13 protein-coding genes and 1 tRNA gene are annotated in these 13,811 nt (G+C 38.6%); 3 read left to right on the forward strand and 11 right to left on the reverse strand.

Annotated features, from left to right (window positions below):
• From tolA to H5090_RS16375, 8 genes are all read right to left on the reverse strand, one after another.
• Positions 1 to 466, reverse strand: a 466-nt coding sequence (gene tolA, locus H5090_RS16340) for a cell envelope integrity protein TolA (protein WP_182696220.1), incomplete at its 3' end; no start/stop codon positions are given.
• Positions 467 to 470: 4 nt separating this feature from the next.
• Positions 471 to 899 carry a protein TolR gene (gene tolR, locus H5090_RS16345; RefSeq protein ID WP_002960641.1) on the reverse strand — a complete coding sequence of 143 codons (429 nt, stop codon included), beginning with the start codon at positions 897 to 899 and terminating at the stop codon, positions 471 to 473.
• On the reverse strand, positions 886 to 1,590 hold the full coding sequence (tolQ, locus tag H5090_RS16350; RefSeq protein ID WP_002960643.1) for a protein TolQ: 705 nt from the start codon (positions 1,588 to 1,590) through the stop codon (positions 886 to 888). Before tolQ ends, tolR begins: the two co-directional genes overlap by 14 nt.
• Before the next feature lie 963 nt (positions 1,591 to 2,553).
• Positions 2,554 to 3,561 carry a Holliday junction branch migration DNA helicase RuvB gene (gene ruvB / locus H5090_RS16355; protein ID WP_002960645.1) on the reverse strand — a complete coding sequence of 336 codons (1,008 nt, stop codon included), beginning with the start codon at positions 3,559 to 3,561 and terminating at the stop codon, positions 2,554 to 2,556.
• 7 nt (positions 3,562 to 3,568) lie between these two features.
• Positions 3,569 to 4,186, reverse strand: coding sequence for a Holliday junction branch migration protein RuvA (gene ruvA, locus H5090_RS16360; protein ID WP_002960647.1), 618 nt, complete (start codon positions 4,184 to 4,186; stop codon positions 3,569 to 3,571).
• Positions 4,187 to 4,188: 2 nt separating this feature from the next.
• Positions 4,189 to 4,713: a crossover junction endodeoxyribonuclease RuvC gene (gene ruvC / locus H5090_RS16365; protein WP_002960649.1), complete on the reverse strand. Its 525-nt coding sequence runs from the start codon at positions 4,711 to 4,713 to the stop codon at positions 4,189 to 4,191.
• A gap of 130 nt (positions 4,714 to 4,843) precedes the next feature.
• Positions 4,844 to 7,345, reverse strand: a complete 2,502-nt coding sequence (locus H5090_RS16370) for an ABC transporter permease (protein WP_182696221.1) — start codon at positions 7,343 to 7,345, stop codon at positions 4,844 to 4,846.
• Positions 7,335 to 8,048, reverse strand: coding sequence for an ABC transporter ATP-binding protein (locus H5090_RS16375; RefSeq protein ID WP_154903889.1), 714 nt, complete (start codon positions 8,046 to 8,048; stop codon positions 7,335 to 7,337). Before H5090_RS16375 ends, H5090_RS16370 begins: the two co-directional genes overlap by 11 nt.
• Between H5090_RS16375 and H5090_RS16380 the strand changes: the two genes are divergently transcribed.
• From H5090_RS16380 to H5090_RS20930, 3 genes are all read left to right on the forward strand, one after another.
• Positions 8,049 to 8,672, forward strand: a complete 624-nt coding sequence (locus H5090_RS16380; protein ID WP_154903886.1) for an arylesterase — start codon at positions 8,049 to 8,051, stop codon at positions 8,670 to 8,672.
• A 111-nt stretch (positions 8,673 to 8,783) separates the two neighbouring features.
• A tRNA-Pro gene (locus tag H5090_RS16385) sits at positions 8,784 to 8,860 on the forward strand.
• A gap of 604 nt (positions 8,861 to 9,464) precedes the next feature.
• Positions 9,465 to 10,382 (forward strand): YbjQ family protein, encoded by a 918-nt coding sequence (locus H5090_RS20930; RefSeq protein ID WP_182696222.1) that lies wholly within the window; start codon positions 9,465 to 9,467, stop codon positions 10,380 to 10,382.
• A gap of 66 nt (positions 10,383 to 10,448) precedes the next feature.
• Here the strand turns inward: H5090_RS20930 and bamE are convergent, their stop codons facing one another.
• The 3 genes from bamE to H5090_RS16405 all read right to left on the reverse strand — a co-directional run bounded on the left by bamE (position 10,449) and on the right by H5090_RS16405 (position 13,537).
• Positions 10,449 to 10,808, reverse strand: coding sequence for an outer membrane protein assembly factor BamE (gene bamE / locus H5090_RS16395; protein WP_182696223.1), 360 nt, complete (start codon positions 10,806 to 10,808; stop codon positions 10,449 to 10,451).
• A gap of 378 nt (positions 10,809 to 11,186) precedes the next feature.
• Positions 11,187 to 12,515 carry a VapE domain-containing protein gene (locus H5090_RS16400; RefSeq protein ID WP_182696224.1) on the reverse strand — a complete coding sequence of 443 codons (1,329 nt, stop codon included), beginning with the start codon at positions 12,513 to 12,515 and terminating at the stop codon, positions 11,187 to 11,189.
• On the reverse strand, positions 12,512 to 13,537 hold the full coding sequence (locus tag H5090_RS16405; RefSeq protein ID WP_182696225.1) for a hypothetical protein: 1,026 nt from the start codon (positions 13,535 to 13,537) through the stop codon (positions 12,512 to 12,514). The genes H5090_RS16400 and H5090_RS16405 overlap by 4 nt, the downstream gene beginning before the upstream one ends.
• Positions 13,538 to 13,811 lie beyond the last annotated feature (274 nt).

The following is a 13,811-nucleotide window of genomic DNA, read 5'->3' on the forward strand; positions in this document are numbered from 1 at the left end:
TGTCAGCTGCTGCTCTTGCTGCGTTTTCAGCTTCTTGCTTTTGCTTTTCGGCTTGCTTAGCTTTAGCACGCTCTTTTTGCTCAATGGCACGTGCTTTTTTAGCTTCTGCCTCGGCTTGCGCTTTTTCTTTCTCTTTAGCTTTACGCTCTTGCTCTAGCTTTTTAATATTACGTGCTTCTGATTCACGTTGCTTGCGTGCATTGGCCGCTCTGCGTTCTAAATCACGGATACGTTTATCTTCAGCACTTTTTTTATCTTTTTCTTTCTTTTGAAGTTCAGCAATTTTTTGCTCAACTTGTTTTTGATCAACTGTAACGGCTGATACCGCTTTATCTGGCGTAGGTATAGCCGAATTAAGCGTTACTTCCATTACTTTAGGTGTTGGCGGATGAATATTTGCAGAAGCATACAAAAATCCACCAATCCCTAAATGAAGTACTATTGATTTTACTACTGAACTATTCATACAGCTACTTCCCCTCAAAGGATTCAGTCATTAATCCTACTGATGGTACGCCTGCATTTTTCAAAAAATCCATTAGTAATAATACTTCTTGATACGACACCTTACCCGAGCCTTTAATCATTACCGGCACGTCAGGGTTTTTCATTAGCTGTAATTTTATAACCGCAGCCACATCAAGTGCTTCCATAGGCTCTTCTGGATCAGTACCTACACTCACGTAATATTTACCTTGTGCATCTATTGAGGCAATAATAGGCGGAGTATCTTTAGTATCAACTAAATCAGACTCTTCCATTTTAGGTAAATCAACTTTTACACCATGCGTAATAAGCGGTGCTGTAGCCATAAATATTATAAGTAGTACCAACATTACATCAATGTAAGGTACTACATTAATCTCTGCGACCGGACGGCGCTTTTTACGCTGATACATTCGCTTGTGCCTCTATTTGTGTAGCTGCTTGACGGTGTAAAATATTAGCAAACTCTTCCATAAAGTTAATATAGTGAGACTCAAGCTTTTCAACACTGTTTGAAAAACGGTTATAAGCAATAACAGCAGGGATCGCCGCAAATAAACCCATAGCAGTCGCAATAAGTGCCTCTGCAATACCTGGTGCTACCATTTGTAATGTAGCTTGCTTAACTTCACCTAGTGCAATAAAGGCATTCATTATACCCCACACTGTACCAAACAAACCGATGTACGGACTTATAGAACCTACTGTTGCTAAAAACGATAGGCTAGATTCCATTTTTTCAATTTCACGAGAAAGCGCAACACGCATAGAGCGGTGCGTTCCTTCCATAACAATACTCGCACTTTGAAATGTATTCTTTTTATGGCGAGCAAACTCTTTAAAGCCCGAAGTAAACAAAGCTTCAATGCCTTGAGACTGACCGCTGCGTGACGATATCTCGTTATATAATTTGCTTAAATCAATACCAGACCAAAACTTTTGCTCAAATTTCTTAGCATTTATTAGCGCATCCGATATTGCTTTTTTACGTTGAAATATAATTGTCCACGACATTACAGACATGGCAACTAGCCCTAACATTACTAATTGAACAAGCAAACTTGCTTCTAAAATTAGATCTAAAAAATTAAGCCCTGATCCCACGTTAAACTCCTAAATAATTTCAAAATACGGCAAATTGGTTAATTTGTGTAAATATGACCGTTTACACGGCCAAAAGTTGCATCTAGTGTATCTAGTCCATTTCAAGCTGACAACGGTATTGCTATGAATAGGCAACAAAAAACGTTAAAAAACAGCTTTAGTTGGCATTTCCCTTTGCCTCAGTATTTTATTTAAACTTTTAAACAAACTCGCTAACTATAAATATGCGTAAATATATACATGAAACGTCATAAAATGCGCCGTTTATTCAAAATAAGAGCATAAACACTCAAAACCTATAAGCCTCACCTGCACGTAATAGTAAAACTAATACCGAGATATAACGAAATAAATTACTTAAGTTATAAATTTCATAAACTTATAAATTTAACGATTAATTAACGCACAAGATTCAAACAACAATAAAATTCACTAAATTAGTTTTTCTAATCTGAAAATACAAATTTTCTAGTTTGAACAAAAAAGTAAACTTACGTATTATTCTCCCATACCGAGCTAGCGCACTGAATGAGATAGTTTCATTAAGCCAAGTTCTTAGTAATAGGATATTTTATCGTATTACATTGTTTTACTCTTTCTGGATAAAACCAAATTTAGTAAAACGTAGTTCCCCTGGATTACTTCCTTCAACTTGTTGTTTGCCCGCATTTTTTGCGGGCTTTTTTTTGCCTGCAATTTAGCGCGCTACATATTTTATTTATAAACTAATAATTGCCCTACCTAATTTACAATAAGTAATTCGCTTACTAGTTTGAATGCTACGCAGGATAGCCTCGCGAGTCTTAACGCCCTGTGAATTAACAGTTAACTATAAAGCGTATTTGTATTTTGAAATAACATTTGCAACAGTGTGTTGAGGTTTTGGGGATAATAATTTGAAACAAAGGGATACTGAAACAATTACCTGCTGCGCAATAAACCACAGCAAGTAAAGTATATAGGCTAGTCTTTTTTAGGAAGTAAACCAAAGTGATGGTATGCACTGTCAGACACTATGCGCCCACGTGGTGTACGTTGAATAAATCCTTGCTGGATTAAAAATGGCTCTATTACATCTTCTATTGTTTCGCGCTCTTCGCCAATAGCAGCCGCTACATTGTCGAGCCCGACAGGGCCGCCCATAAATTTTTCGATTATGGCGAGTAAATATTTGCGATCCATATAATCAAAACCACTTTTATCTACGTCAATCATATCAAGGGCTTGCTTAGCTACATCGGCGTTTACTGTACCGTCAGATTTTACTTGAGTGTAATCGCGTACACGGCGTAATAAGCGGTTTGCAATACGTGGTGTGCCGCGTGAGCGCTGGGCAATTTCGGTAGCGCCATCGTCACACATTTCTAAACCAAGATAATGTGCAGAGCGCCCTACTATGTGCGACAAATCTTCTACAGAATAAAACTCTAATCGCTGCACAATTCCAAAACGGTCACGCAGTGGCGATGTAAGCGAGCCTGCTCGTGTGGTTGCACCAATGAGTGTAAATGCAGGTAAGTCTAATTTAATAGAACGCGCAGCTGGGCCTTCACCAATCATTATATCAAGCTGGTAGTCTTCCATTGCGGGATACAGTATCTCTTCAACTTGCGGGCTTAGCCTGTGTATTTCATCGATAAACAGTACGTCGCCCTCTTCTAAATTAGTAAGTAGAGCAGCTAAATCGCCTGCTTTTTCAAGTACAGGGCCTGATGTTGTTTTAATACTTACGTGTAATTCATTGGCTACAATATTTGCAAGCGTGGTTTTACCAAGCCCAGGTGGGCCAAATATTAATAAATGATCGAGCGCTTCACCACGAGTTCGCGCAGCTTCAATAAAAATTTCCATTTGCTGCTTAACATGAGGCTGGCCTCTGTAGTCGGCTAAAAGTTTTGGTCTTATTGCACGATCTATAGAGTCTTCATTTGTTTTTTCAGTCGCATCAATTAAGCGATCCGCTTCAATCATGGGTTACTCACAACATAGATTTTAAAGATTCTCTAATAAGAACCTCAGTAGACATATCGGGTTTACTTATCGATTTTACTGCTTTTTGAGCTTGTGGCAATTTATAACCTAATGCAAGCAGTGCCGATACGGCATCATCCGCTGCATTATTAGCAATTGTCGCATCGCTCATTGGCTCTATTACTGCGCTGTCGCTAAATGGCGTAAATAAATCATTGCCCCAATCTTTTAGTCTGTCTTTCATTTCGAGTACTAAACGCTCGGCTGTTTTTTTACCTACACCGGGTAATTTAACAAGCGATGTTGAGTCTTCGTTATTTACACAACTTACAAATTGTTTTGCCGACATGCCCGATAAAATAGCTAAGCCAAGTTTTGGCCCTACGCCATTTGCTTTTAATAGCTCTCTAAACAAGGCACGTTCAACTTTATTATTAAAACCAAATAATAGTTGAGCATCTTCACGCACTACAAAGTGAGTGTAAACAATCGCATTTTCACCAATTTTTGGTAAATCGTAAAAACAGGTCATCGGCATTTGTACTTCGTAACCTACACCACTTACTTCGAGTAATATTTCTGGTGGCTGTTTTTCGACTAAAATACCATTTAAGCGGCCTATCATAATTATTTCCTTAAACGTCCTCTAACGGTTTTGCTTGCGCTGCCCGCTAGTTTAATTAAATTTTGTTCTGAGTGGGCGTGGCAAATCGCAATAGCGAGTGCATCAGCTGCATCGGCCTGTGGCGTACCGGGTAGTTTTAAAATATTTTTTACCATGTGTTGCACTTGTGTTTTATCTGCGCCACCGTTGCCTACTACTGCTTGCTTAATTTGCCTAGCTGAGTATTCAAATACGGGTAAGTCGGCCATTGCAGCGCCAACAATCGCAGCGCCTCTAGCTTGGCCTAGTTTTAAAGCTGAATCGGGGTTGTGCGCCATAAATACTTTTTCAATGGCAAAGGTTTCTGGCGAAAACTGCTCAATAAGCTGTGTAATGCCTTGATAGATCATTTTAAGCCTAACCGGAAAAGGATGATCGGCTAACTTAATACAGCCACTGCCTAAGTATGTAAATTTAGAACCTTGATGGGCAACAACACCATATCCGGTCAAACGTGAACCAGGATCGATCCCTAAAATGATGGCCAAACAGCGCTCCATTGTTATTATTTTTAAATTACGCTAATAATGCCAGAGCACTGTATAAATTACCAGTACAAAGAAAAACAAAAATGCCCACGTACTAGGTGGGCATTTACAGGAGCATGTTAGTTTAAGCTTACCCTAGGGCACGCACTAATCCTTGGGTATTTTGTTTAAGTGTTCGGGCAATCATTAAATAGCCTAAACCAGCCACAAATACGCCGCCAGCTACCGGACCTATAATCCATATATGTGGGTGTAACTTACCTGCTAAATCAAACATTTGTTGCTGCACAATTAAAAGCGCTATATCACTAAAAAATGCAGCCACTAAACCAGCTAAACCGCCGAGTAATAAAAACTCATACAGGGTCGCGTTTTTAATTAATCGGCTTTTAGCGCCAAGCGTTCGCAGTATTACAATTTCTTGCATACGCTCACCTAAACTAGCTTGCACTTGCGATATAAGTACAAGCGCGCCACACAGCACAACAATTGCAAGTACAAAGCCAATGGCGAGCGATACTTGCGAAATAGTAGTTTGTATTTGCTTAACAAAGTTATCAATATCAATGGCTGTAATAGTAGGGTAAGTACGTAATAACTGGCTAAAGTCACGTTTTTGATCTGGATTTATACGTAACGACGAAATATATGTTGCGGGAAAATCTGCAAGTACATCAGGGCTTAAAATAATAAAAAAGTTAGGTTTAAGCGTGGCCCAATTTACTTTGCGCACACTGGTGATTTTAGCGTCGAACGACTGCGAACCAATTAAAAATGTAAGCGTATCGCCTATCTCAACATCTAAACGCTCAAGCATCGACTCCTCTACTGAAGCCTCAGCCATCGCATTTTCACCAAACCACGTGCCTTGTGTTACTTCATTTTGGTCAGGCACATCTTTAAGCCATGTAAGATTTAGCTCACGACCAATACCTGCACGTGCTTCTTCGTCTTTTTTCTCGTTGTCTTGCAGCGATACAGAGCGCGCTACCAACTCGCCGTTCACAGCATTTACGCGCCCACGAATAGTTGGATAAAACTCTGATACTTGAATATCTTTTTGTGCTAAATATTCATTAATTGGCTCAAGCTCATTTTGCGTAATATTAACTAAAAACGCATTAGGCGCGTCGCTTGGAAGTTGCGACTGCCAATCAGATATCATGTCGTTTTTAAGTACCACTAAAAACAGCAGTAATTTAATCGCTAACGAAAAACTAATTAACTGTACCGCGTTCACATTTGCACGCTTTTGGATAGATGCAATTGCAAGCGACCAACTGTTACCTGGCTTTAATCCTAGCTTTCGACCACCACCAAATATTAATTTAGATACTAAAAACAGCACACCAATTAGCGCAAGTGTTGATATAAACAAAATAAGCGTTATTTTTATGTTGTTACTAAATAACCACATTAATAAAAACACGGCTAACGCACTCATACCTAAATGCACACGACTTACTGCCAACTTGTCGCCTAAGTTACGGCGCAGAACTCTAAGCGGTGGAATATCAAATAAATCAAATAATGGTTTAATAGAAAACATAATGGCACAAATTACGCCAGTGCTTATAGCCACCAGCCAAGGTTTAAAGCCACCTAAAGGCAGCTCTGTGCCCATACTTTTTGATAAGTAACTTGTTGCTATTTCTTGCAAGCCATAACCAATTAACAGCCCAATACTTACCGCCATTGCACATACAAGCAATAAATGGAGCATGTATATTTTGCGGATCATTGAACGGCTACCGCCTAGCGTTTTCATCATCGCTACTGGGTCGTATTGGCGTTCACAATAACGTTTTGCTGAAACAGCTATAGCCACTGCGGCTAAAATAATACCTAATAAGCCGGCTAGTAATAAAAAGCTCTCTGCGCGGTTTAAGCTGTTTGAAATGGGTGATTGGCGGTCTTTAACGCCATACCATTGTTGGTTTTCTTTCATTTGTGGTTTAAGCCACTCGTAAAAGCTATTTATGTCGGCCTCACTACCTGCATAAAGTTGGCGGTAATAAACACGACTACCCGGCTGCACAACTTCAGTTTTTGCCACATCGTCAATATTAATAAGCACACGGCGGCTACTCGAAAATACATTAAATGGCGCGTCTGGCTCTTCTACAATAACTTTTGAAACATTAAATAGTGCCGCGCCAAGCTCTACTTGTGCGCCTATATCAATATTTAAACTGTAAAATACCGATTCACTTAGCCACACATTACCCGGCGTTGGTCCGCTATTAGCAACTTTAGTTTCACCGGTTAGGGTATCTTTAACTTTTAACTGCCCTTTTAGCGGGTACGCATTAGATGCCGCTTTTACTGAGCTAAACTGCATTTCATCATCGGCAAACAACATAGTGTCGAAGTACACCATTTGCGCCGTTTTTAAATTTTGGCTCTGTGCTTGAGTAATAAAAGCGGTGTCCAGAACATGGTCGCTTGCAAGTACACGGTCTGCTGCAATAAAAGCACTGCTTTTTTGCGCAATACTTTGCCCTATTCGCTCAGTAACCATAGACAATGTAAGCACGGTTAACACAGCAAGAGCGATAGCTGCGCTTATAACCGTGAGCTCACCACGGCGAAATTCTCGCGAAAATAACTTAAGCGCTAACTTAACCCACATTAGCAACGTCCTCTACTTGGCTTTTTACCAGTAAACCCGCTTCTATTTGAATAATGTGCTCACATTTTTGTGCAAGCCCTTCATCGTGAGTTACCAAAATAAGCGTAGTACCGTGCTGAGTATTTAAATCAAATAATAAGGATTCAATCATTTTACCGTTTTTGCTGTCTAAATTAGCCGAAGGCTCATCAGCAAATAGTATTTTAGGTGTACCAATAAATGCTCGCGCAATAGCAACACGTTGCTGTTCACCGCCAGAGAGTTGCGACGGGTAATGATCAATTCGATGGCTCAAGCCTACTTTTTCAAGCAAAGCAATTGCTTGCTCTTTCGCATCACTTTCGCCAGCAAGCTCTGCTGGCAGCATAACGTTTTCTAGTGCAGTTAAGCTTTGTACTAACATAAACGATTGAAACACAAATCCAATTTTAGCGGCGCGCAGTGCAGCACGCTCTTCTTCATCTAAATTGTGTAATGGTTCACCATCTAAAAATATTTCACCGCTGCTGGCGGTATCCAGCCCTGCTAATAAACTGAGTAACGTAGATTTACCTGAGCCCGATGTGCCAACAATAGCAACAGACTCGCCATGCTTGACATTAAAGCTGATGTCGCTGAGGATGGGCAGCTCACCTTCAAAGGTAGAAACTATTTTAGACAAACCATTAACCTGAATTATATTTAATTGAGAAAGCGCTGACATATGACTCATTCAATCCTTCGTTTAGTATTCATTTTATTTTTAGTTATCAAACCGCTGAGCGCAGCAGCCGAAAACACGATTTTAATACTCGGTGACAGTTTAAGCGCAGCCTACGGACTTCAACAAGAAGAAGGCTGGGTAAAATTGTTACAAGATAAATACGATGACGAACAAGCCGACATTGAACTTATCAACGCCAGTATTAGTGGCGAAACATCTGGTGGAGCCCTACGCCGTTTAGATGCATTGCTTGAGCAATACGAACCCACTCATGTACTTATTGAGCTAGGTGCTAATGACGGTTTACGTGGTTTCCCAGTTAAAAAAATGCAAACTAACTTAACGTCTCTTATTCAAAAAAGCCAAGCAGCTAATGCGATGACCGCCTTAATGGAGATTTACATTCCCCCTAATTACGGCCCGCGTTACAGTAAAATGTTTACTGACACTTTTTCGCGCGTTAGCGAAGAGACAAATGCGCATTTAATGAACTTTTTTATGCTAGATATTGCCAGCCAATCTGATCTAATGCAAAACGATAGTTTACACCCTAACAAAAAAGCTCAGCCATTAATACGAGATGAGATGTATGACTCGATCAAAAAGTGGCTAAATAAAGACTAGCTAATTAATACACCGCAAGGGCGCCTTTTTAGGCCTCTTGCGTAATAAACACCCAAACAAACAATCGCTTATTGATTTTTAAAAAAATACACGTACTATTGCAAACAACGTCGGTATGTAGCGCAGCTTGGTAGCGCACTGTCATGGGGTGGCAGGGGTCGAGAGTTCGAATCTCTCCATACCGACCAATTAAATCAATATCTTACCTCAACTTATAAATCTCTCGTTAAAACCTAAACTGCTCCGTGTAGCCAATCTGTAGCCACTCTTTTCTTTTTTATAGTCGGGAATTAAAAAATTTATCTCTTTAATCGTTCGCGCGTACTGGTTGCGAATCTTCCTTTTACGGTGTCTGAAAATACCCTATAGAAATCTAGCTAATTTGTTATGTTGTTCTAAGCTATTTCTTAGCCCCCATACGCCAGAGAAGCCGTTTCTTTGTAGATACCTGAATAAGCTTTTACTAGTCCAAGAATTACCCCAGCTTGTCTTAATGGCTCTATTATTCAGGTAATTGACTAAAACACGATAACTAGGGTTTTTGTATCGACTGGATTGGTTTATCAACTCCACCAGCGTTATAAAAATTAGCTTATCGTTATTAATTTTATGTGATGTATTCATATATCCCCCAATATGAGTTCTTATTATACCCTTTCTTAGCTTAGTATCATGCGGATATGACCTACTAAAAAGTACATTAAATATCGCTTTATAATATTAAATTTAAATAGCTTGAATTTGCCTCGTTCTTTTGTGATTCTAAAATAATTACAACTACTAAGGACGGTTATGTTTCTATCAGACAACCAACAATCATCTTCTTCAAATACAAAAACAGAATGGACATTAAACGACAAAGGCCTGACGAATAATTTTACAGAAATAACTTATGATATTGACAGCCTAAGCTTTTCACTAAAAAAGGATGGGTATAAAGGGGTTGCATCAATCTTTTATAAGGATAAATTTCTTTGTAATCTATCAACTTTATTTAGTCAATCTGGGATCTATAAAAAGCACGGTATTAAAGAAAGTATAATAATAACCAATAATATTGAGGATAAGCTGACAGATGTACACAATAACGAAATCACTCTGACAAGCACATTACTCAACTTTAATTCAAAAGAATATGGTATTGCAGGCTTGCGAACGGTTAAAGGTACTTCATCATATGACGTTCTGTTTTATGGGAAACACTTAACTGATGTGTCAGAAGCAACAGCTCAAAAATTAGAGAGCACAAAAGACATATACTTAAAGCGTAAGTTGTCTACTTTCCATGAAAAAATGAAAGACAAAAAAACAGTTAGCGAAATCGTAAAAATAAAAGAGAGTCTCACTGCAAAAAATTATAAAATAATCCGTAGTCCAAATGAAGTAATACTAACCACTGAAACCTCATCAAATTTAAATGTGCTGAAAAGGCTGGACGTTATAACTGCTGAATGTGCGTATGGTATGAACATATTTAAAGACTTGTTCGCGAGCATAAGTGATATTTTTGGCGGTAGAAATAAAAGTATTCAAAATACGTTGAAAGACGCTCGTAAAAACGTTTTAGCTGAACTACAAAAAGAAGCATTTTCTCTAGGTGCTAACGCTGTGGTAGGCATAGACCTAGATTACAGTGAAATATCGGGCGGTGGTAAATTCGGTATGTTATTTATCGTTGCTTCTGGCACTGCGGTAATTGTTGAGGATTAAATTTAATTATTTATTTTAGCTAGCTTATAGCGGCGTTAATAAAGTATAAAAACGCCGCTTTTAAAATTAGTTAATACTCATCTGGGGCGCTGCGCCATTAGTGAATGTGTAGTTTGAAACAATACCGTCATCAAAAAGTATATCTAACATTTTTTGAGTGCCTTCGGTTTGAACTTTCATAGTGAACACATAAGATTGGGCTTTAGATGTGCCCTGTGAGTAAAAATAAAGCCACTTTACTTGGTTGCCATTAATAACAGTTTTTGAATACGGTTCACCAAACCAATCTGCAACTTGCTCTTTAGTTGTAACTCCCTTTTCAATCTGATCAACCTTATCTGTTTTAAAGTCGCTGCCTGTTGTGTAATTTGCAGTAGCACAGGCCGTCAGTAATAAAGCACATAAAATTAAAATTCCATATTTCATAGTTATTCCCTTTTCATTTAATGAACCATAAAAATATACAAGCATGTGAATATTTACAACTATTTAATTAGTTAAGCCATACATTCACTCTTAACTACTCCTAATATATTGATTCTAAAATCATAAAAAGCTGTTAAGTTAAGTGTTAAGTAAAAAGGCCACCTTTACTATATTAGCCTTTTCTATACTCGGTAGTCCTTATTCCCTTTACAGACCACACTATTTTAAATCAGCTATTTAATTTATTTATAGAAAGTTACTTAACTACTTAACACAAACAAGTAAAGCCCTTATAAATAAAGGGCTTTAGCTGGGTTAGGTGAATTTTAAGAGCTTAACTTTACTCAACTAACCTAACAGTTGATATAAAAGAAGCGGCTAGTAAATGCTTAATTTATAGCGTGTTTGATTCCCCCCTGCTTTTTTGGCTTGTAGATAACCTTCGCGGCTTAATTGCTTTAGCGCTTTACCGACAACACCGCTTGTATAAGAGTTAAGTTTTTTATCTTCATAAATTAACTCACCAGCTGAAAACCAACCATTAATACACTGTGGCCTATCAATTTCGTTTGCAAAATCTATCTTGCTGGCTGGTGCTATGTAATTGTCGTATATGTAACTATACGCAAAGCCCTTATCTTGGTAGCTGTCATTAAACTTGGCTATTTGCTGCAAATCTTCGTCTTTTAGCATCCAGCCATAACCACTTAAATAGAGCTGCTTTACTTCAAGCCAAAACTGTTTAAGTTGTGACTCATCAACCTGTTTTAATGAGCCTGTACCGTCATAGTGCCAGCCCAGTAACTCGTTTAGCTTATCCATGTTAGCGGCTCGCTCCATTTCAATTACAGCAAAGCGGCTTGAGCCTGTTTCATCCTTTAAAAACTCGCTACCGTTAACCGTGGCAATAAAATGTGTTTGCCTTGGTTTTTTAATATCGAGCCTTGCATAAGGTGGGCGAACCTTATCAACCTTATTAGTGATAAACGCTTTCAAACTTCCTTGTGAGTTTTTACTGGTACGTTCAAGCTCGCCTAGCTCAACAATAAATGAGCGAATACACGACAACACACTGTCTTTATCATCGGGATTTAAAGCTGCCCCTTCTAAAAACGCATGTGGGATAATCTCAGCAAAGCGAGAGACAAACGCCGTTTTTCTAAAAGACTGATTGCCCTGCAATACGGGCACAAGCTTACTATTGAAATTACTCTCATAAAGAGATGCCACACAGCCCACCAGCCAGTGTTTTAATATTGTGTCGGCCAAGTCTTCATGTTTAGCGTTTAAGCAGCTAATAACGGCACTAACGCGCCCTTTGCCATCCCATTTTTCGCCATCAAGATATAGCTTTATTGGGTGGTATTTAGTTTGCTCACATAATGCAACTAAATGTGTGTTAATTGCCTTTTCAGGTAAACCATAAATATTTGCAGCTGATATAAGTTTACTGTTAATGCTGTCGTACGAGTCGGCTATTAAATTGCCGAACATATCGCACACCTCGTTATTAAAAGTCATCATGTTAAGCCTAACATCTAGGCTACAAAAATTAGCTAAGTCAGCAAGGTTTTGATTAGTGTTTAATACTCTTACATTGCCTTTACTGTCCTCCTTTAAATCTGTAAAACGTGGCTTATCTAATACAGTATTTTGAGGTAACTCTATTTCGTAGCTTTTATGCGGGGCTGGTATAGCTATACTCATAATTTAGCCCCCATAAATAACGTATGAGTGCGTTGGTTTTGCTTATGAATTTTGTACTCTTTTAGGTTGTGTTTGTGCAACTCAGAAAAGTAAGTTTCAGCCACCAGCTTTAATGCTCGTTTATAATCGCCTTGATAGGAACGTATCACCATAAAATCAAACTTATCTATACATAAGCCATTAGCGCAGGGGTCATTTTCATGGTGCGAATAGTACCGCTCTTTTCCATCTGTATTACTTGTTAGTATGTAAACACCTGCCTGTTTGCTGGTGGACTCTGGCGGTAAATACGCCTTACCTTGTGCTTTGTAACCGTATTGAATAAGTAACTCATGCCATGAGTAAGCGCTGTTAACAGCATCGATAATAGATACCTGCTTACCTATTAACTGAGTTTGATAACTTGGCTTAACAGGTAGGCTAGTAGCCTTTTCTAATTCCTGGTTTTGCTCTGCTTCTAAAGCTTGTGCGTCTTTGTAAAGCTGAGAGCTTTCAACATCAAGCGCCCTACCTTCTGCAATTTTAAATTGGTAACTATCACCTTTTAAGCGGACAGGTAAATACATTATTTGCTGCGGGCGTTTGGCGCAATCATCTGCCATGAACACATAGCTTAAATAGCTTTCCATTGCCGCCCACACCTCATAAGTAATAGAGGCGGCTAGTTCTATATAAACTCTATACCGATTTGTTGTGGTCTGTTGCTGGTGGCTTGCTGTTGTATGGATTATGTATGACTCAATACACATACTTTCTAGCATGTCGGCAATAGTCGTTAACTCTAGGTTAGTATCGTCTAAATCAAGCCTAAGTAGCGTAAACTTATCATGTAAGAGAATAGACTCTTTTGTTTTATTGGGCGCATCTGTAGCCGCTATAACTGCCGATTTAGCTTTAGCTTCTTTGGGTGTTATTGCGCCTAAGTTTTGAGGGCTTTCAATTTTGAGTGTTAGCTCATGCCAATTTATATAGGTAAAATCAGCGGTTACATTGTGACTTTTAGCATACAAAAAGCTAAGCATGGCAATTACCTCGTATTGAAAAAGCAGTATTAGTTAATGAGTTTGTATTTATGTAATGGCTGAGCAATTGCCGTTCATTTCGAGTATAATTAAACATGCAATCTATTGATTTAATCAGCCCTTTAACGAGGGCTTTTTTATTTGTGTTCATAAAGCCCCCGACTTGAGTAGGATAATTAATAAATTTGTCGATACTATTAGCTGTAGAATCAGACATACAATTATCATTAATAAATCACTAAGCTTTACACTCACTTCTAATTTAAGTAAGTTG

The organism is Pseudoalteromonas sp. SR43-5 (assembly GCF_014163835.1).
Taxonomy (GTDB): domain Bacteria; phylum Pseudomonadota; class Gammaproteobacteria; order Enterobacterales; family Alteromonadaceae; genus Pseudoalteromonas; species Pseudoalteromonas distincta.

Coding starts and splice junctions, on each gene's coding strand:
- tolR (WP_002960641.1), bottom strand. CDS start 899: ATGTATCAGCGTAAAAAGCGCCGTCCGGTCGCAGAGATTAATGTAGTA.
- ruvB (WP_002960645.1), bottom strand. CDS start 3,561: ATGATTGAAGCGGATCGCTTAATTGATGCGACTGAAAAAACAAATGAA.
- ruvA (WP_002960647.1), bottom strand. CDS start 4,186: ATGATAGGCCGCTTAAATGGTATTTTAGTCGAAAAACAGCCACCAGAA.
- H5090_RS16370 (WP_182696221.1), bottom strand. CDS start 7,345: ATGTGGGTTAAGTTAGCGCTTAAGTTATTTTCGCGAGAATTTCGCCGT.
- H5090_RS16375 (WP_154903889.1), bottom strand. CDS start 8,048: ATGTCAGCGCTTTCTCAATTAAATATAATTCAGGTTAATGGTTTGTCT.
- H5090_RS16380 (WP_154903886.1), top strand. CDS start 8,049: ATGACTCATTCAATCCTTCGTTTAGTATTCATTTTATTTTTAGTTATC.
- H5090_RS20930 (WP_182696222.1), top strand. CDS start 9,465: ATGTTTCTATCAGACAACCAACAATCATCTTCTTCAAATACAAAAACA.
- bamE (WP_182696223.1), bottom strand. CDS start 10,808: ATGAAATATGGAATTTTAATTTTATGTGCTTTATTACTGACGGCCTGT.
- H5090_RS16400 (WP_182696224.1), bottom strand. CDS start 12,515: ATGAGTATAGCTATACCAGCCCCGCATAAAAGCTACGAAATAGAGTTA.
- H5090_RS16405 (WP_182696225.1), bottom strand. CDS start 13,537: ATGCTTAGCTTTTTGTATGCTAAAAGTCACAATGTAACCGCTGATTTT.